The sequence below is a fragment of the Pseudomonas taetrolens genome (assembly GCF_900475285.1).
GTDB classification, from domain to species: Bacteria; Pseudomonadota; Gammaproteobacteria; order Pseudomonadales; family Pseudomonadaceae; genus Aquipseudomonas; species Aquipseudomonas taetrolens.
The window spans coordinates 1,549,419-1,571,061 of the sequence record NZ_LS483370.1; the positions used below are offsets into that span (position 1 = coordinate 1,549,419).

The 21,643-nt window shown below is 58.6% G+C and carries 19 protein-coding genes; all 19 read right to left on the reverse strand.

What is annotated here, in order from left to right; genetic code table 11:
- Nucleotides 1-27: 27 nt before the first annotated feature.
- Nucleotides 28-561, reverse strand: a complete 534-nt coding sequence (locus DQN55_RS07450) for a fimbrial protein (RefSeq protein ID WP_048382477.1) — start codon at nucleotides 559-561, stop codon at nucleotides 28-30.
- Between the two features lie 329 nt (nucleotides 562-890).
- Nucleotides 891-1,517, reverse strand: coding sequence for a response regulator transcription factor (locus DQN55_RS07455; protein WP_048382478.1), 627 nt, complete (start codon nucleotides 1,515-1,517; stop codon nucleotides 891-893).
- A gap of 607 nt (nucleotides 1,518-2,124) precedes the next feature.
- Nucleotides 2,125-3,594 carry an NADH-quinone oxidoreductase subunit NuoN gene (nuoN, locus tag DQN55_RS07460; RefSeq protein WP_048382479.1) on the reverse strand — a complete coding sequence of 490 codons (1,470 nt, stop codon included), beginning with the start codon at nucleotides 3,592-3,594 and terminating at the stop codon, nucleotides 2,125-2,127.
- Between the two features lie 7 nt (nucleotides 3,595-3,601).
- On the reverse strand, nucleotides 3,602-5,134 hold the full coding sequence (gene nuoM, locus DQN55_RS07465; RefSeq protein ID WP_048382480.1) for an NADH-quinone oxidoreductase subunit M: 1,533 nt from the start codon (nucleotides 5,132-5,134) through the stop codon (nucleotides 3,602-3,604).
- Nucleotides 5,135-5,172: 38 nt separating this feature from the next.
- A complete protein-coding gene (nuoL, locus tag DQN55_RS07470; protein ID WP_048382481.1) occupies nucleotides 5,173-7,026 on the reverse strand; it encodes an NADH-quinone oxidoreductase subunit L in 1,854 nt (617 codons plus the stop codon).
- Complete coding sequence (gene nuoK / locus DQN55_RS07475; RefSeq protein ID WP_048382482.1) at nucleotides 7,023-7,331, reverse strand: NADH-quinone oxidoreductase subunit NuoK; 309 nt, start codon at nucleotides 7,329-7,331, stop codon at nucleotides 7,023-7,025. Before nuoK ends, nuoL begins: the two co-directional genes overlap by 4 nt.
- 1 nt (nucleotide 7,332) lies before the next feature.
- Nucleotides 7,333-7,836, reverse strand: coding sequence for an NADH-quinone oxidoreductase subunit J (gene nuoJ / locus DQN55_RS07480; protein WP_048382483.1), 504 nt, complete (start codon nucleotides 7,834-7,836; stop codon nucleotides 7,333-7,335).
- Between the two features lie 9 nt (nucleotides 7,837-7,845).
- On the reverse strand, nucleotides 7,846-8,394 hold the full coding sequence (gene nuoI, locus DQN55_RS07485) for an NADH-quinone oxidoreductase subunit NuoI (protein ID WP_016780194.1): 549 nt from the start codon (nucleotides 8,392-8,394) through the stop codon (nucleotides 7,846-7,848).
- 12 nt (nucleotides 8,395-8,406) lie between these two features.
- Entirely contained in the window at nucleotides 8,407-9,414 is a 1,008-nt protein-coding gene (gene nuoH / locus DQN55_RS07490) for an NADH-quinone oxidoreductase subunit NuoH (protein ID WP_048382484.1), read from the reverse strand.
- A complete protein-coding gene (gene nuoG, locus DQN55_RS07495) occupies nucleotides 9,411-12,125 on the reverse strand; it encodes an NADH-quinone oxidoreductase subunit NuoG (protein WP_048382485.1) in 2,715 nt (904 codons plus the stop codon). Before nuoG ends, nuoH begins: the two co-directional genes overlap by 4 nt.
- A gap of 132 nt (nucleotides 12,126-12,257) precedes the next feature.
- Nucleotides 12,258-13,613 (reverse strand): NADH-quinone oxidoreductase subunit NuoF, encoded by a 1,356-nt coding sequence (gene nuoF / locus DQN55_RS07500; protein WP_048382486.1) that lies wholly within the window; start codon nucleotides 13,611-13,613, stop codon nucleotides 12,258-12,260.
- The gene (nuoE, locus tag DQN55_RS07505; RefSeq protein WP_048382487.1) at nucleotides 13,610-14,107 is read right to left on the reverse strand and encodes an NADH-quinone oxidoreductase subunit NuoE; all 498 of its coding nucleotides are present in this window, start codon (nucleotides 14,105-14,107) and stop codon (nucleotides 13,610-13,612) included. The genes nuoF and nuoE overlap by 4 nt, the downstream gene beginning before the upstream one ends.
- A 2-nt stretch (nucleotides 14,108-14,109) precedes the next feature.
- Nucleotides 14,110-15,894 (reverse strand): NADH-quinone oxidoreductase subunit C/D, encoded by a 1,785-nt coding sequence (gene nuoC, locus DQN55_RS07510; RefSeq protein ID WP_048382488.1) that lies wholly within the window; start codon nucleotides 15,892-15,894, stop codon nucleotides 14,110-14,112.
- A gap of 71 nt (nucleotides 15,895-15,965) precedes the next feature.
- Entirely contained in the window at nucleotides 15,966-16,640 is a 675-nt protein-coding gene (locus tag DQN55_RS07515) for a NuoB/complex I 20 kDa subunit family protein (protein WP_016780200.1), read from the reverse strand.
- 10 nt (nucleotides 16,641-16,650) lie between these two features.
- Entirely contained in the window at nucleotides 16,651-17,064 is a 414-nt protein-coding gene (locus DQN55_RS07520; RefSeq protein WP_003446990.1) for an NADH-quinone oxidoreductase subunit A, read from the reverse strand.
- Between the two features lie 560 nt (nucleotides 17,065-17,624).
- Nucleotides 17,625-18,950: an isocitrate lyase gene (gene aceA / locus DQN55_RS07525; protein ID WP_048382489.1), complete on the reverse strand. Its 1,326-nt coding sequence runs from the start codon at nucleotides 18,948-18,950 to the stop codon at nucleotides 17,625-17,627.
- A gap of 244 nt (nucleotides 18,951-19,194) precedes the next feature.
- The gene (locus DQN55_RS07530) at nucleotides 19,195-19,734 is read right to left on the reverse strand and encodes a secretin (RefSeq protein ID WP_408634591.1); all 540 of its coding nucleotides are present in this window, start codon (nucleotides 19,732-19,734) and stop codon (nucleotides 19,195-19,197) included.
- Between the two features lie 256 nt (nucleotides 19,735-19,990).
- Entirely contained in the window at nucleotides 19,991-20,413 is a 423-nt protein-coding gene (locus DQN55_RS07535) for a GNAT family N-acetyltransferase (RefSeq protein ID WP_048382491.1), read from the reverse strand.
- A complete protein-coding gene (locus tag DQN55_RS07540; RefSeq protein ID WP_048382492.1) occupies nucleotides 20,406-21,572 on the reverse strand; it encodes a ribosomal protein uL16 3-hydroxylase in 1,167 nt (388 codons plus the stop codon). The genes DQN55_RS07535 and DQN55_RS07540 overlap by 8 nt, the downstream gene beginning before the upstream one ends.
- Between the last annotated feature and the right edge of the window lie 71 nt (nucleotides 21,573-21,643).

Genomic DNA, 21,643 nt, shown 5'->3' on the forward strand with positions numbered 1-21,643 from the left:
CAACGCAAGTTCAGTGGGGGCGCGTGATCAGTTGGTTTCGACAATCACGCCAACCGAGGCCAGGACCGGACCCGCGACAACGGTGTCGGTCTTGGCTTTGTAGCGAGCGCGCAGAGGGATCTTGGCCTGGCTGTTGTTGATCACCACCGGTGTGGTTTTGTATGTGGTGTCCGCCAGATTGATGCGGGTACCGGTACCGTCCAGCAATTCAACGGCAACGCTAGAGCCAGTCGTGGCGTCGGTGTTCACCAGGGTGCCATCCGGGTCGATGGTGCTCGGGTCTTGCTCAAACGAGATTTGCACATTGGTGCCGGTGCAATCAGCCCCCGACAGTTCAACGTCAAAGCCGTATTGAGGGCCGGTTGCGCCCGTGACATCCAGGTTGCCTTTGGCAAGTGCAGGCATATTGATTGCCTGGGTGCCGCCGGTACCGACTTCACAGGTGGCGTTTTTGATTTCGCCGGTGAAGTTGATGACGCCATCTGCGGCGAAGGCGGAAGAGCTGATCATGCCGGCGGCGGCAGCGGCCAGGGTCATGGCGATAATCGATTTGTTTTTCACGGTCTTTAGTTCCTGATAGTGCGGTTGAGTAAAGTGAGGTGCGCACGATATAGATCACGTGAAGATGTAACGAGACGAAACCGCTTAAGGATTTGTAGGAAATATTCCCGAGTATTTAGTGCTGTTTTTTAAATGAGCATCTGTAGCGCAGGAGGGTGATAAAGGTTTGGTGGGCTTTATTGTGGTGGGGTCGTTAAAACACTATTTTCAGGTGCTGAAGTTGTTGTTAAACACTGTACGGAGGCAAAAAAAAAGGCGGCAATAGAGTCTTCGGGCAACAGGCGACTCTATTGCTAAGTGGGGGGGGAGAGGGGGAAGAGTGGGAGCGCTTAGATCAGTTCGTTACGTTTGGCCAGGTCGGCCAGATGCACCAGTGAACTGACATTGAGCTTCTCGATCAGGCGCGCCTTGTAGGTGCTGATGGTTTTATTGCTCAGCAGCATTTCCTCGCCAATCTGCTTGTTGCTCATGCCTTTGGCGAGCTGTTGAAAAATGCTCAGTTCACGTTCGGAAAGCCGCTGGATCAACTCCAGCTCCGATGTCCAGCCATCGGATCGACGCACAGAGTCAGCGGTGAGCAACGGGAAGAACGTATGGCCTGACATCACGGCATTGATGGCCCTGACCAGCTCATTGAGCCCGTGGGTTTTCGAGACATAAGCCACGGCCCCGGCCTTCATGCAGCGCATCGAATAAAAGGTGGGCGAGAGGGACGTCAACACGATGACCTTGACCGCTGGCCCCAGGTCGTAAAGGCGATTAAGAACTTCCAGGCCATCCAGCTTGGGCATCGAGATATCGAGCAGAACAAGGTCCGGTTTATGTTCGCGAGCCAGTTGTACCGCATCCGAGCCATTATCGGCTTCTGCGACGACGTTGAAGTGTTGATCCTTGAGGATCATGTTAACGGTCGAACGAATAAACGGATGGTCATCCACAATCAGGGCAGTGCGCATTTGAACCTCTGAGTAAAGAGCGGGGAAATAATGACGGCTTATGGGGATCCATAGGCTCACTCCAGCCTCGCAAACTTCCTTGTTTATAGTCTCAGAGATCATCTTCAATAACTGGAGTAGCACGACGGTTAAACGCCCTCACGTTATTTGGGTAAAGTGATAAAGCCGAGTGCTGTCAATAAAACACAAGACGAACGGATATAAAGCACGACGCGTCGAAGTGCGATTAAATATAAAGTTGTTTGAGGGGATAATGATTGAATACGTTCGGTTGTCAGCCCATGCATCAGGCTCGGTTTACGAGCCCCGGGGGCACACATGGTGTGCCCCCTGAAAAAGTGCCCTGTAAAGAAAGATGAAGAGATGACTCAGGGCGGGAAAGCGATTAATTGCTTACCTGTTGCATGCGGCACAGGATAGGGATCACCTGAACAGGTGGCGAGATGAAATCGCTCAAGATTTTGTAGGGTAATTCTTACGATTTAACCTGCGGTGTAAGCCAACGCCTCTGCAATCAGCCCGGCAGGCCCGCAAGGGGTCATGCAAGCGGCTAAAAAAAACCCCGTGAAGGCCAGGCCTTCACGGGGTTTAGGGGGGCAGGCAACGCTTAGCCAGCAAGGCCCAAGGTTGCGTGTTGCACCAGTTCCAGCATCGGCTGAGGGTAAACGCCCAGGAAGAACGCCAGTACCGCGATGGCCAGCAGCATCACGCCGCCGGTCTTTTGCTCCCAGTTCAGCGGAGCATCGTGGCGATGCAGTTTTGGCTCGACCAGGTACAGGGTCACCATCACGCGCAGGTAGTAGAACACGCCAATGGCGCTGCCCAGGATCAGTGAACCGACCAGCCACCATTGGTGAGCCTCAACGCCGGTGGCAATGATATAGAACTTGCCGATAAAGCCTGCGGTGAGCGGGATACCGGCCAGCGACAGCATCATCACGGTCAGGACCGCGGTCAGGTACGGACGACGCCAGAACAGGCCGCGGTATTCGTACAGGGCATCTGCGTCGCGGCCTTTGTAAGGCGAAGACATCAGGGTGATCACGCCGAACGCACCCAGGCTGGTGAGCACGTAAGTGATCAGGTACACGCCGATCGCTTCCATCGCCATGCCTTTGCTCGCCACGAGGGCGATCAGCAGGTAACCGAAGTGAGCGATCGAGGAGTAACCCAGCAGACGCTTGAGGTTGTTCTGGACCAGGGCCAGCAGGTTACCGAACAGGATCGAGGCAATCGCGATCACGGTCAGTACATCGCTCATCACACCAGTAGTCGCCGATGGAGTGATCTGGAACAAACGCACCATCACGGCAAACACGGCCACTTTGGATGCGGTGGCAAGGAACGCCGCGACCGGAGCCGGAGCCCCTTCGTACACGTCCGGGGTCCAGAGGTGGAAAGGCACCAGCGACAGTTTGAACGCCAGCCCCACCAGCATCATGCCCAGGCCCAGTTGGGCCAGCGGCGCAGGGACGCCAGTGGCTGCCAGGGCGTGACCGATACCGCTGAAGCTCAGGCTGCCGGCTTCGGCGTACAGCAAGGCCATACCGAACAACAGGAACGCAGAACCGGCGGCCGACAGCACCATGTACTTGATACCGGCTTCCAGCGAGCGCTTGTTGAAGAAGGCATAGGCCACCAGGCCGTAGACCGGCACCGAGAGCAGCTCCAGGCCGATAAACAAGCCGGCCAGGTGTTGCGCGCTGACCAGCACGATACCGCCGGTCGCAGCCAGCAGGATCAGCAGGTAAAGCTCTTCTCGGTTGCCCGGGTAACCCGTGCCGCCATCGCCCAGATAGGCGTGGGCGAGGGTAACGCAGGCCAGGGTCGAGGCCAGGATCACCCCGATGTACAGGTAGGCGAAGTTGTCCATCATCAACAGCGGAGTGACAGCCAGTGGAGCAACTTTCAACGCCGGGAAAATCGACAACAGTGCCAGGTTAAGACCGGCCACCGAAAGCAGGAAGGTCTGTGAGTGGTTGCGGCGCCACGCGATTGCCAGCATCACCACAACAACGGTGAGGCTGGTAATCAGCAGTGGAGCAAGCGCGATAAAGTGTTGGATCGTAAATTCCATAGCGCTCTTACCGGGCCGAAGCGAGTTGAGTGAAGGCGGTGCCGAGCCATTGCTGCACGCCATGCATGGTCGCAGCGGAGGTATCGAGGAACGGTTGCGGATAGACGCCGATGAGCACCAGCAATACCGCCAGACCGAGCACCATGATCAGTTCACGTGCATCCATGCCGGCCAGGACAGCGTCCGACTTGGAAGGGCCGAAATAGGCGCGGTGAATCATGATCAGCGAATAGACCGAGCCGAATACCAGGCCGGTGGTGGCAATTGCCGTGATCCACGGGAAGCTGGCGAACGAGCCGATCAGGATCAGGAACTCGCCGACGAAGTTACCGGTCCCCGGCAAGCCCAGCGATGCGGCTGCAAAGAACAGGCTGATGGCCGGCAGGTAAGCGATCTTCGACCACAGGCCGCCCATCTCGCGCATGTCGCGGGTATGCAGACGCTCGTACAGCTGACCGCTGAGGATAAACAGCGCAGCAGCTGAAACACCGTGGGCCAGCATCTGGATCACGGCACCTTGCAGCGCCAGCTGGCTACCGGAGTAGATACCGATCAGTACGAAGCCCATGTGCGAAACGCTGGAGAACGCGATCAGGCGCTTGATGTCGGTTTGCGCGAAGGCCAGGAATGCACCGTAGAAAATCCCGATCAGGCCCAGGGTCATGGCAATCGGCGCAAACTCGGCCGAAGCATTCGGGAACAGCGGCAAGGCGAAACGCAGCAGACCATACGCAGCGGTCTTCAACAGGATACCGGCCAGGTCGACGGAACCGGCGGTTGGCGCCTGTGCGTGGGCATCCGGCAACCAGGAGTGGAACGGCACCACCGGCAGCTTCACCGCAAACGCAATGAAGAAGCCGAGCATCAGGATGTACTCAGTGGTGAGCGACATCTTGGTTTTCAGCAACTCGGCGTAGCTGAAAGTCAGCACGCCGGTCTGGTTGAAGTTGACCAGCACCAGGCCCAGGATCGCCACCAGCATGATCAGGCCGGAAGCCTGAGTGAAGATGAAGAACTTGGTCGCAGCGTAGATGCGGGTTTTCTTGCCGTCCGAAGAACTGTGACCCCAGAGCGCGATGAGGAAGTACATCGGCACCAGCATCATTTCCCAGAAGAAGAAGAACATGAACAGGTCGATGGCGAGGAACACGCCCACCACACCGCCCAGGATCCACATCAGGTTCAGGTGGAAGAAGCCCACGTGACGCTGGATTTCTTTCCACGAACACAGTACCGAGAGCACACCGAGCAAACCGGTGAGCAGGATCATCAGCAGCGACAGGCCGTCCAGCGCCAGGTGCACGCTGATACCGAAGCGTGCGATCCAGGTGTGCTGGAACTCCAGCGCCCAGGCCGAATCGGCGCCCGGCGCAGGTGCCAGTGTGTAATTCCCCTGGGACCACAGCCAAAGGCCGAGGGCAAGCTCAAGGGACATGGTCAGCAACGCAATCCAGCGTGGCAGGGTAGGGCCGAAGCGCTCACCCAGCCAGCACAGCAGGCCGCCGATAAAGGGGATCAGGATTAGCCAAGGCAGAATCATGACGGGCTCAATTCCTTTCGCAAAGTCGAAGGTTCATATCAGACCGCTACCAGTACGATGGCGCCCATGACCAGTACAGCACCGGCGGCCATGGAAGCAGCGTACCAACGCAGTTGACCGGTTTCGCTGCGGCTCAGGGCGTTATGCCCGGCCTTGGCCATCTGCGGGATCAAACCAATGGTCTGGTCCAGCGGATCCTTGCGCAGCAAGCGGCAGATCAACAGGTACGGTTTGACGAACAGTTTGTCGTACAGCCAGTCGAAGCCCCACGCGGCGAACCACCAGGCCGAGAGGAAGCGACCCACGCCGCTGTTGGCAACAGCCGTCACAAAGCGGCGTTTGCCCAGATACAGCAGGGCTGCCAGCAGGATACCGGCCAGGGCAATGGCGCCCGAGGCGATTTCCAGGCTGTGCTTGGCTTCGCCGCCGGCATGACCCACGCTTTGTGGCAACACGCCCGCCAGCGGTGGGGTGATCATGGCGCCGATAAAGGTCGACAGCACAATCAGCACGCTCAGCGGCAGCCAGTAGGTCACACCGTGACCTGCATGGGCTTCGGTCTTGGCTTCACCGTGGAAGGTGATGAAGATCAGGCGGAAGGTGTACAGCGAGGTCATGAACGCACCCACCAGACCGGCATACAACAGCTCGTTGTTACCACTGGCGAACGCTTCCCAGAGGATTTCATCCTTGGAGTAGAAACCGGCGGTCAGCAGCGGCAGGGCAGCCAATGCCGCGCCACCCACGATGAAGCTGGCGTAGGCCAGTGGCAGTTTTTTCCACAGGCCGCCCATCTTGAAGATGTTCTGCTCGTGGTGGCAGGCAACGATCACCGCACCGGAAGCAAGGAACAACAGGGCCTTGAAGAAGGCGTGGGTCATCAGGTGGAAGATCGCACCGTCCCATGCCCCTACGCCCAGTGCCAGGAACATGTAACCGATCTGGCTCATGGTCGAGTAGGCGAGGATTCGCTTGATGTCGGTTTGCACCAGGGCAGCAAAACCGGCCAGCACCAGGGTCACACCACCGACGATGCCGACCAGGTGCAGCACGTCCGGCGCCAGGGCGAACAGGCCGTGGGTACGGGCAATCAGGTACACACCGGCAGTTACCATGGTTGCGGCGTGGATCAGTGCCGAAACCGGGGTAGGGCCGGCCATGGCATCCGCCAGCCAGGTTTGCAGCGGCAGTTGTGCCGATTTACCGACAGCACCGCCCAGCAGCATCAGGGTGGCCAGCACAATCCAGAAATCACCGGCCTGGAACTTCTGAGGTGCCAGAACCAGCAGCTCTTGAATGTTCAGCGTGCCCAACTGCTGGAACAGGATGAACAGGCCGATGGCCATGAACACGTCGCCGACCCGGGTCACGATGAAGGCTTTGAGTGCCGCGTTACCGTTGTTGCGGTTGCTGTAGTAGAAACCGATCAACAGGTAGGAGCACAGGCCCACGCCTTCCCAGCCGAAGTACACGAACAGCAGATTATCGGCCAGGATCAGGAACAGCATGCTGGCGATAAACAGGTTGGTGTAGGCAAAGAAGCGCGAGTAGCCGTCTTCACCGCGCATGTACCAGGAGGCAAACACGTGGATCAGGAAGCCTACGCCCACTACCACGCCGAGCATGGTCACCGACAGGCCGTCGAGGTAGAGGGCGAAGTTGGGCTGGAAGCCCTCCACCGACATCCACTGCCACAGCACTTGCGTGTAGTGACCGCCTTCAGGCGGTGCGACGTTGAATTGCCAGATCACATACGCGGCAACGATGGCCGACAGGCCAATGGAGCCGACGCCGATCAGGGCCGAGAGGTTTTCACTGAAGCGTCCACGGGAGAACGACAGCAGCAAAAAGCCGATCAGGGGGAATACGAAAGTCAGAAAGAGAAGGTTCATCCGCGCATCTCACTGGCAGCATCGATATCAAGCGTATGGAAGCGGCGATACAGCTGCAGCAGGATTGCCAGGCCAATACTGGCCTCGGCAGCTGCCAGGGTGATCACCAGGATGAACATGACTTGTCCATCCGGCTGAGCCCAGCGTGCACCGGCCACGATGAATGCCAGAGCAGAGGCGTTCATCATGATTTCCAGACTCATCAACACGAAGAGAATATTGCGACGGACCATCAGGCCAACCAGGCCGAGGCAGAACAGGATGCCCGCTACCGCGAGGCCATGTTCGAGAGGTATTCCTGGCATGTTATTGCTCCTTCGCCTCAGTACGGCCCAAGTGGAACGCCGTCACGGCTGCAGCAAGCAACAGCATCGAGGCGAGTTCGACCACCAGCAGATACGGGCCGAACAGGCTGATGCCCACGGCTTTTGCATCAATGGTGGTTTGACCGATTGCCGCACCGCTTGGCTGAACGAACAGCACGTACAGCAGTTCGGCCAGCAATAGGGCGGACAGAATGGTCGGTCCGACCCAGATGCCAGGCTTGAGCCAATGGCGTTCTTGCGTCACCGAGGCCGGGCCCTGGTTGAGCATCATCACCACAAACACGAACAGCACCATGATGGCGCCGGCGTAGGCGATCACTTCGAGTACACCGGCAAACGGTGCACCCAGGCTAAAGAACGTCATCGCCACGGCAATCAGCGAAATAATCAGGTAGAGCAGGGCGTGCACAGGGTTGGTGTTGGTGATCACGCGGAGCGTGGACACAACAGCGACACCCGATGCGAAATAGAAAGCGAATTCCATCGTTCTTCCTTAAGGCAGCAAGCTCTTCACGTTGATGGGCTCGGCTTCGTTCTGGGCAGCGCCTTTCGGCTTGCCTTCAACGGCCATACCTGCAACACGATAGAAGTTGTAATCAGGGTTCTTACCGGGGCCGGAGATCAGCAGATCTTCTTTCTCGTACACCAGATCCTGACGTTTGAACTCGGCCATTTCGAAATCCGGGGTCAACTGGATCGCGGTGGTCGGGCAGGCTTCCTCACACAGGCCGCAAAAAATGCAGCGTGAGAAGTTGATGCGGAAAAACTCCGGGTACCAGCGGCCATCTTCGGTTTCGGCTTTTTGCAGCGAGATGCAGCCCACCGGGCACGCCACGGCGCACAGGTTGCAGGCTACACAGCGCTCTTCGCCGTCCGGGTCGCGGGTCAGGACAATACGGCCACGGTAGCGCGGTGGCAGATACACCGGCTCTTCCGGGTATTGCAGCGTGTCGCGCTTGCGGAAGGCATGGCCAAATACCATCACCAAGCTGCGAAGCTGGGTGTAGGTGCCATGCACGATGTCAAACAGATACTTGAACATGGGTTTCTATCCTCACTGAACCGCGCCGGCGGGCGTGTTCAACAACACGACTGCGGCGGTCACCAGCAAATTGATCAGGGTCAGCGGCAGGCAGAACTTCCAGCTGAAGTCCATCACTTGGTCATACCGTGGGCGCGGAATCGAAGCGCGCAGCAGGATGAAAATCATGATGAAAAACGCGGTCTTCAGGGCGAACCAGATAAACGGGATCTGCGGCAGGATGCCGAAAGGCCCGTGCCAGCCACCGAAGAACAAAGTTACCAGCAGTGCCGAGATCAACACGATCCCGATGTATTCACCGACGAAGAACATGCCCCATTTCATGCCGGCGTATTCAATGTGGTAACCATCGGCCAGTTCCTGTTCCGCTTCCGGCTGGTCGAAAGGGTGACGGTGAGTCACGGCCACGCCAGCAATGAAGAAAGTCAGGAAACCGAAGATCTGCGGAATAATGAACCACAGGTTTTGTGCCTGGTATTCAACGATGTCGCGCATGTTGAACGAGCCAACCTGCACCACGATGCCCATCAGCGCCAGGCCCATGAACACTTCGTACGACACGGTCTGGGCCGAGGCACGCAAGGCACCCAGCAGGGCGAACTTGTTATTGCTCGACCAGCCGGCGAACAGCACCGCATAGACCGACAACCCGGCCATGGCGAAGAAGAACAGGATACCGACGTTCAGATCCGCCACACCCCAGGTCGGGGTGATCGGGATAATGGCAAAGGCGATCAGCAACGCGCTCATGGCCACAACCGGCGCCAGGGTGAAGATCGCCTTGTCGGCAAACGGTGGCGTCCAGTCTTCCTTGAAGAACATTTTGATCATGTCGGCTGCGATCTGGAACGCGCCGAACGGGCCTACGCGGTTCGGACCGTAACGGTCCTGCCAGAGGGCCAGCAGGCGACGTTCAACCCAGCTCAGCAGCGCGCCGCAAACCACTACGGCGAGCAGGATCACCACGGCTTTGACCACCGAGATAATCACGTCGATCACTTCAGGCGTAAACCAGGTCATTGGGCTGCCTCCTGCAATCCGTCAACGGTAAGGCCAAAGACTGCAGGCGGAATGCCGGCAAGTCCTGCTGGCAATGCCACCAGACCTGCACCCAGCTCTTCATTGATACGCAGCGGCAGACGCAGGGTCACACCAGCAACGTTCAGGCTCAGCAGGGCGCCATCGTTGACACCCAGGCGGTCGGCTTCGGACTTGGCCAGTGCGATATAAGCGGCCGGAATGCGTTCTTGAACCGGCGCGGCTTTCGAAGAGTTCTCTTCACTGCCGAGCAGGTGATAGAACGGCACCACTTGCCAGGTTCCACGCGCCGGGTTGAAAGCGCCCGGAATGCTGGCAAACCAGGTCAGCGAATCGCCTGTGCTTTCGATCAGGCGTGTGCCCGGGTCGCCAGCGCGGATGTGACCACCGACTTCGTCCTGGAACTTGTTCCACGCTTGTGGCGAGTTCCAGCCCGGCGACCAGGCGAACGGTACTTGCTGGCGTGGTTCAACGGAGCCCGAGTAACCTTCCATCGAGAACGCGAACGCGGTGTCCGGGTCTTGCGGGGTACGCGGCTCGTGCACGCTGATATCGGCGCGCATCGCGGTACGGCCACTGTAACGCAGCGGTTCGCGGGCCAGTTTCATGCCCTTGATGCGGAACGCAGCAGACGGCGCGGCATCGACGATGCGGGCCAGAGCAGGCGTACTTGCAGCAGTGGCTTGAGTGACGTGGTCGAGCAGGGTCCAGTCAACCGGCTTGTTCAGCAGGGTGCTGCGCAGGGCGTGCAACCAGCGCCAGCCTTCGTGGACCAGAATGCTGGCGTCCAGATAAGTCGGGTCGAACACCTGGAAGAAGCGCTGGGCGCGGCCTTCCTGGCTGATCAGGGTACCGTCGCCTTCGGCGAAGCTGGCGGCCGGCAGTACCAGGTCGGCACGGTCGGTGGTCGCCGTCTTCTGATGGTCGGCCACGATCACCACTTTTGCGGCGTCCAGCGCAGCATTGACCTTGATGGCATCAACGCGGGTGAACAGATCGTTTTCCAGCACCACGATGGCGTCGGCCTTGCCGTCGATCACGGCTTGCAACGCGGCGTCTACCGATTCGCCGCCGAGCATGGCCAGGCCAAGGCTGTTGGCTTCCGGCACGACCAGGCTGATGGAACCGGCTTTTTCGCGCAGGTGCAGGGCTTTGGCGATGTTGCCTGCGGCTTCGATCAGGGCCTTGGAGCCCAGGGAAGTACCGGCAATGATCAGCGGACGCTTGGCTGCGAGCAGGGCGTCAGCGATACGCTTGGCCAGCTCCAGGGCCTCGGCGTCGAGACCGGTGACGGCAGGTGCGCTGGCATCGATGGCGTGGGCCACGGCGAAACCGATGCGCGCCAGGTCATCCGGAGCGGCGTGTACACATTCTTCAGCGACGTCGTCGAGCTTGGTTTCGGCCAGGCTGGCAATAAACAGCGGGTTCAGCGCGTGCTGACCGATGTTTTTAACCGCAGCGTCAAGCCATGGCTGAACGCGCATGGCGTCAGCCATGTCTTCAGCCTTGCCCTTGACCGATTGACGCAGCGACAGCGCCATACGGGCGGCGGTCTGGGTCAGGTCTTCGCCGAGGACGAAAATGGCGTCGTGATCTTCGATCTCGCGCATGTTCGGCACAGGCAGCGGGCTGTCTTTCAAAACTTGCAGCACCAGACGGATGCGCTCCAGTTCACCGGCTTCGATGCCCGAGTAGAAATGCTCGGCACCGACCAGTTCGCGCAGCGCGTAGTTGCTTTCGAGGCTGGCACGAGGCGAACCGATACCGACGATGTTGCGCCCGCGCAGCAGGTCAGCGGCCTTGTCCAGTGCAGCGTCGAGGCTCAGTTTGGTGCCGTCGGCCAGCAGCGGCTGACGTGGACGATCGGTGCGGTTGACGTAGCCATAGCCGAAACGGCCACGGTCACACAGGAAGTACTGGTTGACCGAACCGTTGAAGCGGTTTTCGATGCGGCGCAGCTCGCCATAACGTTCGCCCGGGCTGATGTTGCAGCCGCTGGAGCAACCGTGGCAGATGCTTGGCGCAAACTGCATGTCCCACTTGCGGTTGTAGCGCTCGGAGTGGGTTTTGTCGGTAAACACACCGGTCGGGCAGACTTCGGTGAGGTTGCCCGAGAACTCGCTTTCGAGCACGCCGTCTTCAACGCGCCCGAAGTACACGTTGTCGTGGGCACCGAATACACCGAGGTCAGTACCGCCGGCGTAGTCTTTATAGAAACGCACGCAGCGATAGCAGGCAATGCAGCGGTTCATTTCGTGGGAAATGAACGGGCCGAGTTCCTGGTTCTGGTGGGTACGCTTGGTGAAGCGATAACGGCGCTCGTTGTGGCCGGTCATCACGGTCATGTCTTGCAGGTGGCAATGACCGCCTTCCTCGCACACGGGGCAGTCGTGCGGGTGGTTGGTCATCAGCCATTCAACGACGCTGGCGCGGAATACTTTCGCTTCTTCGTCGTCGATGGAGATCCAGCTACCGTCGGTGGCCGGAGTCATGCATGACATGACGATACGACCACGCTTGTCGTTCTCGTCGGTGTACTGCTTGACGGCGCATTGGCGGCAAGCGCCAACACTGCCCAGGGCTGGGTGCCAGCAGAAATACGGGATATCGAGCCCTAGCGACAGACACGCCTGTAACAGGTTGTCTGCCCCATCGACTTCGAGATCTTTGCCGTCTACGTGGATAGTGGCCATGGTTCAAAGGTCTTCGTTGGCCCGGTGTCAGCGGGCGTGGCTAATGGAATCTTGTTATGCGTTCGAAACAACTCAGCCTTACGGCGTTATCGAACGATCAGAGGGCGGCACGGGCCACCCTCCTTCAAAGTGTTACGCGCCGATTACAATCGGGCGTGCCAGGGGAGGAACGCCAGGTTTTGCTTGCGCAATACCGGCTTCGAACTCTGGACGGAAATACTTGATCGCGCTGCCCAATGGCTCCACGGCACCCGGTGCGTGAGCACAGAAGGTCTTGCCCGGGCCGAGGAAACCCACCAGACCCAGCAGGGTCTCGATATCGCCGGGCTGACCTTCGCCGTTTTCGATGGACATCAAGAGCTTGACGCTCCAGGGCAGGCCATCACGGCAAGGGGTACAGAAGCCGCACGATTCGCGAGCGAAGAACTGTTCCATGTTGCGCAGCAACGAGACCATGTTGACGCTGTCGTCCACGGCCATGGCCAGACCGGTACCCATACGGGTGCCGACCTTGGCAATGCCACCGGCATACATTTGTGCGTCCAGGTGCTCGGGCAGCAGGAAGCCGGTGCCGGCACCGCCTGGTTGCCAGCACTTGAGCTTGAAGCCATCACGCATGCCACCGGCGTAATCCTCGAACAGCTCGCGTGCGGTCACGCCGAATGGCAGTTCCCACAGGCCAGGGTTCTTCACTTTGCCGGAGAAGCCCATCAGCTTGGTGCCGTGGTCTTCGCTGCCTTCGCGAGCGAGGGATTTGTACCAGTCAACGCCGTTGCCGATGATGGCCGGCACGTTGCACAGGGTTTCGACGTTGTTCACGCAGGTCGGCTTGCCCCACACGCCCACGGCTGCCGGGAACGGCGGCTTGGAACGCGGGTTGGCACGACGGCCTTCGAGGGAGTTGATCAGTGCGGTTTCTTCACCGCAGATATAACGCCCGGCACCGGTGTGAACGAACAACTCGAAGTCGAAGCCGCTGCCCAGAATGTTCTTGCCCAGCAGACCGGCTGCCTTGGCTTCTTCCACTGCACGACGCAGGTGCACGGCAGCGGTGGTGTATTCGCCACGCAGGAAGATATAGCCACGGTAGGTTTTCAGCGCGCGGGCGCTGATCAGCATGCCTTCGATCAGCAGATGGGGCAGTTGCTCCATCAGCATGCGGTCTTTCCAGGTGTTGGGCTCCATTTCATCGGCGTTACACAGCAGGTAACGGATGTTCATGGATTCGTCTTTAGGCATCAGCCCCCACTTCACACCCGTGGGAAAGCCTGCACCGCCTCGACCTTTAAGGCCGGCGTCCTTGACGGTCTGGACGATATCGTCCTGCGCCATGTCGGCAAATGCCTTGCGCGCCGCCGCGTAACCGTCCTTGGCCTGGTATTCGTCGAGCCATACCGGCTCGCCGTCGTCACGCAGACGCCAGGTCAGGGGATGGGTCTCTGCCGAACGCTTGATCAGGTTGGCAGGACCGAAAGAAGTCAGGCTCATGGGTAGCCCTCCAACAACGTGGCGACGCCAGCAGGCTGCACGTCACCGAATGTGTCGTCGTCGATCATCAACGCCGGCGCTTTGTCGCAATTGCCCAGGCAGCACACCGGCAGCAGCGTGAAGCGGCCGTCTGCAGTGGTCTGGCCCAGGCCGATGCCCAGCTTGGTCTGGATTTCGCTGACCACGGATTCGTGGCCACCGATGTAGCAGACCATGCTGTCGCACACGCGAATGATGTGACGGCCAACCGGCTGACGGAAGATCTGGCTGTAGAACGTGGCCACCCCTTCAACGTCGCTGGCCGGGATGCCGAGCAGTTCGCCGATGGCGTATACCGCACCGTCCGGTACCCAGCCGCGTTCCTTCTGGACGATCTTCAGGGCTTCGATAGACGCCGCGCGCGGGTCTTCGTAGTGATGCATCTCGTGCTCGATGGCCGAGCGCTCGGTTTCGCTCAGGGCGAAACGGTCTGTCTGGATAAGCGTGCTGTTCATGCTTAGCGGTCCACGTCGGCCATAACGAAATCGATACTACCCAGGTACGCAATCAAGTCCGCGACCATTTCACCTTTGATCACCGAAGGGATCTGCTGCAGGTGCGGGAAGCTTGGAGTACGAATCCGGGTGCGGTAGCTCATGGTGCCGCCATCGCTCGTCAGGTAATAACTGTTGATGCCCTTGGTCGCTTCGATCATCTGGAAGGATTCGTTGGCCGGCATGACCGGGCCCCACGAAACTTGCAGGAAGTGCGTGATCAAGGTCTCGATGTGCTGCAACGTGCGCTCTTTAGGCGGCGGCGTGGTCAGCGGGTGATCCGCCTTGTACGGCCCGGCCGGCATGTTGCGCATGCACTGCTCGATGATTTTCAGGCTCTGGCGCATTTCTTCGACACGCACGATGCAACGATCGTAGGCGTCACCATTGGCTGCCAGCGGGACTTCGAATTCGAAGTTCTCGTAGCCCGAGTACGGACGTGCCTTGCGCAGGTCGAAGTCGCAACCGGTCGAACGCAGGCCGGCACCGGTGACGCCCCATTCCAGGGCCTCTTTGGTGTTGTAGGCGGCAACGCCGATGGTACGGCCACGCAGAATGCTGTTGTCCAGAGCGGCTTTCTGGTATTCGTCCAGGCGCTTGGGCATCCAGTCGATGAATTCCTTGACCAGACGCTCCCAGCCGTTCGGCAGGTCGTGGGCAACGCCACCGATGCGGTACCAGGCCGGGTGCAGACGGAAGCCGGTGATGGCCTCGATTACCTTGTAGGCACGCTGACGGTCGGTGAAGGTGAAGAACACCGGGGTCATGGCGCCCACGTCCTGGATATAGGTACCCAGGAACAGCAGGTGGCTGGTGATACGGAAGAACTCGGCCATCATGATGCGGATGGTATCGACCCGATCCGGAACCTTGATGCCGGCCAGCTTTTCGACCGACAGCACGTACGGCAGGTTGTTCATCACGCCGCCGAGGTAGTCGATACGATCGGTGTACGGGATGAAGCTGTGCCAGGACTGGCGCTCGGCCATTTTTTCGGCACCACGGTGGTGGTAGCCGACGTCTGGCACGCAGTCGACGATTTCTTCACCGTCCAGCTGCAGGATGATACGGAAGGCACCGTGAGCCGAAGGGTGGTTCGGGCCCAGGTTGAGGAACATGTAGTCCTCGTTTTCGCCGGAACGCTTCATGCCCCAGTCTTCCGGGCGGAAACGCGCGGCTTCTTCTTCCAGCTGCACCTTGGCCAGGGTCAGGCTGTACGGGTCAAACTCGGTGGCACGGGCCGGGAAGTCCTTGCGCAGCGGGTGACCTTCCCAGGTCGGCGGCATCATGATGCGCGACAGGTGCGGGTGACCTTTGAAGTCGATACCGAACATGTCCCAGACTTCGCGCTCGTACCAGTTGGCGTTCGGCCAGATACCGGTCACGGTCGGTACGCTGAGGTCGCTCTCGGACAAGGCGACCTTGATCATTACGTCACTATTACGTTCAAGCGACATCAGGTGGTAGAAGACGGTGAAGTCTGCACCCGATGGCGGGCCCTGACGCTTGGTACGTAGACGTTCGTCCACACCATGCAAGTCATAGAGCATGACGTAAGGTTTTGGCAGGTTGCGCAGGAAAGTCAGTACTTCGACCAGTTTTGCGCGGGCAACCCAAAGCACCGGCATGCCGGTGCGCGTGGTCTGTGCGGTGAACGCATCAGGGCCAAAACGAGTGTTCAGTTCGACAACCACATCTTGGTCGTCAGCCTTATAAGGCGGGATGTACAGAGCGGAGCCTGTAGTCATGGTTTTTTATCGCTTTCGGTCAACGTAAAGAATGAAGCCAGGGTTTCGTTCTATGTAAGAAGCGGTCTGGATCAGACTTCGTCGGGGCTGCGCAGGTTAGTGACCTGAATACGCTGTTCACGGCGCTGTTCCTTTTGCGACGGCATCTCGGCGCGGTAAACGCCTTGTTCGCCGACAACCCAGGAAAGTGGGCGACGCTCCTGGCCAATCGACTCTTGCAAGAGCATCAAGCCTTGCAGGAAAGCCTCAGGGCGGGGTGGGCAGCCTGGCACGTAAACGTCCACGGGCAGGAACTTGTCGACCCCTTGAACCACGGAGTAGATGTCGTACATGCCACCGGAGTTGGCGCAAGAACCCATGGAGATAACCCATTTAGGCTCGAGCATTTGCTCATAGAGGCGCTGGATGATGGGCGCCATCTTGATGAAGCAGGTACCGGCAATAACCATGAAATCCGCCTGACGCGGCGATGCCCGGATAACTTCGGCGCCGAAGCGCGCGATGTCGTGGGGCGCCGTGAAGGCGGTGGTCATTTCCACGTAGCAGCACGACAGGCCGAAGTTGTACGGCCACAGGGAGTTTTTACGCCCCCAGTTGACCGTGCCGTTCAGCACGTCTTCAAGCTTGCCCATGAAGATGTTTTTGTGGACTTGATCTTCTAACGGATCGGCAACGGTTTCCCGTGTGCCGATCGGATACTGCTCGTTAGGAGCGTCCGGGTCGATCCTGGTAAGTTCGTATTGCATCGCCAAAGCCTCATTGTTTCAGCTTGGCCTGCCGCTTGCGACGAGCTTCCGGTGCCCAATCAAGAGCACCCACCCGAAATAGGTAGACAAGGCCTGCCAACAGAATTGCTATGAAAACGAGAGCTTCGACGAATCCGGTCCAGCCGCTTTCGCGTACAGACACAGACCAGGCAAAGAGAAAAAGGGCTTCGATATCGAAGATCACGAACAGCATCGCGACCAGATAGAATTTGGCTGAGAGCCGTAAGCGGGCGCCACCTGTAGGTAGCATGCCGGACTCGAACGGTTCGTTTTTGCTGCGACCCCAGGCTTTTGACCCAAGGAGGCTGGACACGCCAAGCATGAAGGCGCAAAGGCCGACAACGCCGAGAAGGAAAATGGCAAAGCCCCAGTTGTGGGCTATGAGTCCTGTCGCTTCGGGCATGCTGGTAATCCTTAACAGAGAGCAACGGTCTCTGAGCTTGAAAAGGTAATAAAGCAGTGACGATATGTCGCAGCTCAATTGATGGGCGCGATTTTATGGCTAAACACCCAGCAAGTAAATTTTCTAAGATGAATTAATTCAATCCTTTAGTGGTATAGCCTTCCGTAAAGTCTGTGTAAGCCGTGCAGTGCGGGCATTACAGCAAATTTTGATGATTGTGTTTTGTTGGCGGGATAATCAACAACAGCAACTCTAAATGATAATTAATATCGTTTGGGCGCTTGCCGGAAGTGCTGATTACCGCTGAACCCTCCCAAGTTGGCTTATATATGTACGGTTGGCAAGTTTGGGACTTGGCTTTGTAACCGGGTCTGGATGTTGGGGTATGGATCTGGGTCAAGGTTTTGGTGATCTGGTGTGATCGCCTCGTTCCTGCGCCAGTTGCTACGTGAAGAGGTCAGTCACCTTTTGGATAAAAAACGCCCCGAACCAGTCGGGGCGTAATGTTCAAGGCCTTGCGCTTGTTCTGTGCATGTCAGGCAATGGCCATGGTTCTGCTGTCAGTGGAACTGTTCTTCTTCGGTGGAGCCGGTCAGGGCGGTGACCGATGACGAGCCACCCTGAATTACGGTGGTCATGTCGTCGAAGTAGCCAGTACCCACTTCCTGCTGGTGCGCCACAAAGGTGTAGCCTTTGGCGGCGTCAGCAAATTCCTGTTCTTGCAGTTTCACGTAGGCGGTCATGTCGTTGCGGGCGTAATCGTGCGCCAGATTGAACATGCTGTGCCACATGTTGTGAATGCCGGCCAGGGTGATGAACTGGTGCTTGTAGCCCATGGCTGACAGTTCGCGCTGGAACTTGGCGATGGTCGCGTCGTCCAGGTTTTTCTTCCAGTTGAAGGAAGGCGAGCAGTTGTAGGACAGTAGTTGGTCCGGGTATTCCTTTTTGATCGCTTCAGCAAAGCGGCGCGCTTCTGCCAGATCCGGTTTGGCGGTTTCGCACCAGATCAGGTCGGCATACGGTGCGTAGGCCAGGCCACGGGCAATGGCTTGATCAAGACCGGCGCGGACTTTGTAGAAACCTTCCTTGGTGCGTTCACCTGTGACGAAGGGTTGGTCGTAAGGGTCGCAGTCCGAGGTCAGCAGGTCGGCGGCGTTGGCGTCGGTACGGGCCAGAATGATTGTCGGTGTACCGGCAACGTCAGCAGCCAGTCGGGCAGCCGTCAGCTTTTGTACGGCTTCCTGGGTAGGCACCAGCACCTTGCCGCCCATATGGCCGCATTTCTTAACCGAGGCCAGCTGATCTTCGAAGTGAACGCCGGCGGCGCCTGCTTCAATCATGCTTTTCATCAGTTCGTAGGCGTTCAGTACGCCGCCGAAACCGGCTTCGGCGTCGGCCACGATCGGTGCGAAGTAATCGATGTAACCTTGGTCACCCGGGTTCTTGCCTGCTTTCCACTGGATCTGGTCGGCGCGGCGGAATGAGTTATTGATGCGCTTGACCACGGTAGGTACGGAGTCCACCGGGTACAGCGACTGGTCGGGGTACATGGATTCGGCAGAATTGTTGTCTGCCGCCACTTGCCAGCCCGACAGGTAAATAGCCTGGATGCCGGCTTTAACCTGTTGTACTGCCTGGCCCCCGGTCAGGGCGCCCATGCAGTTGACGAAATCTTTCTCAGGACGGAAGGACGGGTGTGCGCCCTGTGTCACCAGTTTCCACAGCTTATCGGCGCCCATTTTCGCAAAGGTGTGCTCGGGTTGAACCGAGCCGCGCAGGCGGACCACGTCAGCAGCGGAGTAATCGCGAGTCACGCCTTTCCAGCGCGGGTTTTCGGCCCAGTCTTTTTCAAGGGCTGCAATTTGCTGTTCGCGTGTCAGTGCCATGGAGATAAACCTCGTCGCATAGGTCTGGGTTGAAAATTCTGCTCCACCAGGCACACAAAATGTTGTTTGAGTGAGTGCGTGAATGGCTGCTCGCTAACGATCCGGGGCGCTTGGCAGGGCCTCTGATCAGCGGGAGCGGGGCCATCATGCCTCTGCTTTTTTGTGTCGTCAAACGTTTTGTAGTGCTTTTTTTGCGGCACTACATATTTGGTCTAATACGACCTGTCAGTCAGTTTTGGCCCTGTTAGTCGAGCGCATCGACTTTGACCCGTAAACTCAGGCCGTCCCGGCTTTGAGTAGAGTACGTAAGGGTTGAGCCTTGTTGTCCGGTCTGATTGTGAGCGTTGAAGCTGGCCAGGGTGATCCACTGGCCGAGTGGGCCACTGATCTGCGTGTTGGCTCTTCGTATTTCTACTACATCGCGACGTTCCTGGCTGATTCGGTCCTGTTCGGTGCTGATGGCGAGATTTACGATGTCATTCTTTACATTGGCCGTGACATAGAAACCTTGTGTGACGTCGCGATACTCCGTCTGCGCCATCGGGCGGCCATAAGCATCGGTCCCCATGCTGGTAAGGGGGACGCTTTGCCCGGTCTGAATGAAGGCGGGTACACCTTCGGTGACCTGGATTTGTTGAGTGCCTCCCTCCCGGCTGTCGGTGCTGATCGTGCGGGTCTGGCTGTTGTCGGCGGGCAGGTTGCCGTCACGGGTTTCGACGGTGATCAGCAGGCGTCGGGGGGGTGAAGGCTGAGTGTCGGCGACGGCGCTGATGCTTGAAAGCATCAGCAAACCGACGATGAAGGGGCGTAGGGACATGTCCGTTATCTCCGCAATGCTCGAAAGTGCTTGTGGAGAGTGTGCCAGATAGCAAAACGCCCTGCGATCCGGGGAGGATGGCAGGGCGTTTAATACAGAGCCTGTAGCCGCTGCCGCAGGCTGCGACGGGTTACAAAGTGACCCTGAAGGTCCTTCGGTCCTTTTCGCAGCCTTCGGCAGCGACTACACCTGTACGATCTGTAGCGCCAGTCGCAAGGTTTGCTCAGCCCTCGCGCACCATATCAACGTGCGGAATTCCTGCTTCCAGAAATTCCGCGCTGACGATTTTGAAGCCCAGGCGCTCGTAGAACGGGGTGGCATGCACTTGTGCGCTGAGCATCTGTTGCTTGAGCCCGCGCTTTTCAGCTTCGCTGATGGTCGCTTGCATCAGGGCGTCACCGACTTTAAGTCCGCGCCAGTCCTTGAGGACCGACACGCGGCCGATATGACCGTCCGGCAGCAGCCGGGCGGTACCGATCGGAAAGTCGCCTTCGTAGGCCAGGAAATGCACGGCGTCGGCATCATCTGCATCCCACTCCAGTTCTGGAGGAACTGATTGTTCTGCAATAAACACCGCCTCACGGATGCGTCGAAGTTCGGCGTTGTCCTTTTGCCAGTCGGCGACACGTACGTGAATGCTATTCATCAGCGAACCCCAGGCTTCCTTGTTTAACCAGCTCACAGAGCAGGTTGCGTCCATCTTCATCGGCCAGCCATTGGCCGAGGTTGTCGCTGTGCAGCGCGTCGGCGGCACAGATCATTTTCAGCAAATCGCGCAGCTTGCCCGGCAGCAGGCGGCTTTGGCCGCTGGCGAACAGTAGCAGGTCTTCGTCCACTTCAGACCAGGCCAGGCGGGCGCTCGGGTTGCGAATCAGGACGGCGCCCTGTTCCAGGCTGCCCAACAGGTCTTCTTCTTCGAGCTCAGGGCCCACCACGAGTTCCGGATAACGCGGCTCGGTCATGAACTGACCGAACCAGGTCAGCAGCATGCGCTCATCGCTCATGTGCTCGGTCAGCAGGCCTTTCAGGCGATCGAGAGCGTCGTGCTGGATCTGGTGCGGATCGCTGACCGGTTGCGCATCGGCATCGGTGTAGCGCTCTTCATCCGGCAGGTACTGGCTGAGGAAGTCGGTGAAATGAGTCAGCACTTCAGCGGCGCTTGGTGCACGGAAGCCCACCGAGTAGGTCAGGCAGTCATCCACGGCAACGCCGCAATGGGCCAGGCGCGGTGGCAGGTACAGCATGTCGCCGGGTTCCAGGGTCCACTCGTCAGTCGCCTGGAAGTCGGCAAGGATGCGCAGGTCGGCATGCTCCAGCAATGGGCTGTCCGAATCGCACATTTGACCGATCTGCCAGTGGCGCTTGCCGTGGCCTTGCAGCAGGAACACGTCGTAGTTGTCGAAGTGCGGACCGACGCTGCCACCCGGGGCGGCGTAGCTGATCATCACGTCGTCGATGCGCCAGCTTGGCAGAAAGCGGAAGTTTTCCAGCAATTCGCCGACTTCCGGCACGAACTGGTCAACCGCTTGTACCAGCAAGGTCCACTCGCGCTCTGGCAATTTGCCGAATTCGTCTTCGCCGAACGGGCCGCGGCGCAACTCCCATGGGCGCTCGCCGTGTTCGATCACGAGGCGCGATTCGACTTCTTCTTCAAGTGCCAGGCCGGCCAGTTCGTCGGCGTCGATCGGGCTTTCGAAGTCAGGAATGGCCTGGCGGATCAGCAGCGGTTTCTTCTGCCAGTAATCGCGCAGGAATTCGCGTGCAGTGATGCCGCCCAGAAGTTGAAGAGGAGTATCAGGATTCATGTGTAACCTATTGAAAAATTGCGCTTTGTATTCGGGAATAAAAACGCCCGGCACGGCCGGGCGTTAGTAGG